Source organism: Moraxella sp. HMSC061H09 (assembly GCF_001809255.1).
Lineage (GTDB): Bacteria > Pseudomonadota > Gammaproteobacteria > Pseudomonadales > Moraxellaceae > Moraxella > Moraxella catarrhalis.
Window position 1 is genome coordinate 1 of sequence record NZ_KV796852.1, and the last position, 1,483, is coordinate 1,483.

A 1,483-nucleotide genomic window follows, 5' to 3' on the forward strand; every position below is an offset into this window, starting at 1 on the left:
GTGGCGATTGCGGTGGCTTATGCGACAGGTGGTCTTGGGTCAGAACTTTCGGCATCTATTGTGAGTGCGACAAACAGTACAGCATTAGGGGCAGCAGGAAAAGCAGCTTTAATCAGCATCAGTCAAAAAGCCAGCATCAGTCTCATTAACAATCAGGGAAATCTAAAAGCCGTATTTAAAGAGCTTGGAGATGACAGTACAGTCAAAGGCGTTGTTACCAGTGCAGTTACAGCAGGCTTATTAGAAAAAATCGGCGGCACGGACTGGGCAAAAGATTTAGGTAAAAATACCCAAAATGGATTTGATGATAAATTATTTAAAAGCATCATTGATAGCACGGCATCCGCTTTGGTTCAAACAGGCATTCAAGGTGGCAGTCTTGGTAACAACTTAGAATATGCCCTAAAGCTAGGTTTAGCGACAGCTTTACAATCAGAAGCCGCTAATCATATTAAAGGACTTGAAGATACCGACTGGATATTACACAAAATCGCCCATGCTGCCGCAGGATGTGCTGCTGGTGCATTACAAAAAGACTGTGAATCAGGGGCGATTGGTGCTGCCGTTGGTGAGGTAGTGGCTGAACTCATGCCAACACCAGACCCTAATTTACCTAACTTGGAATTTCAGCACATACAGAATAAAAATAGGGAATTGGCTAAACTGGTGACAGGGGTGATTGCAGCCTATGCAGGATACGATGTTGAGACTGCTGTCAAAACAGCAGATACAGCTATTGCAAATAATAGACAACTACACGCCCAAGAAATAGGAATTTTAAAGCAAGAAGCCAAATTGTTTGCACAAAGTAGGGGTATTTCTTCTAATGAAGCTGAAATAGTGCTTTATAGTTGGGTTCACGCCCAGCTTGATACAAAAGCCAATAATGAGCTTAACGCATACTTAACTGAATTAGCCAGTTACATTAGCAGTATTGATCATAACCCAAATTTCAACCCAAGGTCTGATTATGCAAATCTAATAAAACACTTTGAAGCCGCCGATATCGTATACAAAAAACTGATTCAAAAACATGGTGCAAAGCCTCTGACAAATGCTAGCAACCATGTTATAAAGATGAATAATAATCCAGTTTTGATGTTTAAATCAACCAATAGTCAGTTGGATAATTCTGGTGCTTTTGGTGTTCAATTAGGCAATAATCTGGGCATATCAGAAGTTATAAATGGCAATTCTGGAAGAGCAAATAAACTTATTCAAAGCAGTGCCAATAATTACTTTAAATCCAAACTACAATCTTATCAGGCACATCACCTACATACATCAGGTCAGGTAAATCCTGTGTATCCTGAGGATATTTTCGGTGCTGCAAAAGTTGTCGGATCTGTTGGCAGGCTGACACTCACCACATTAAGACAAAAAGGTGCTTCTGTAGCTGGTCGCAATACAAATGTAGTCAAAACAACCTGTACTGTCGGCAATGTCTGCTTCACCGCAGGCACACTCATTCACACCATCCATG

The 1,483-nt window shown here is 41.0% G+C and carries 1 protein-coding gene; it reads left to right on the top strand.

Annotation, left to right across the window (positions count from 1 at the left end):
* Positions 1-1,483 (top strand): DUF637 domain-containing protein (locus HMPREF2573_RS05660; protein WP_168162419.1); only part of this gene is annotated, 1,483 nt, incomplete at both ends.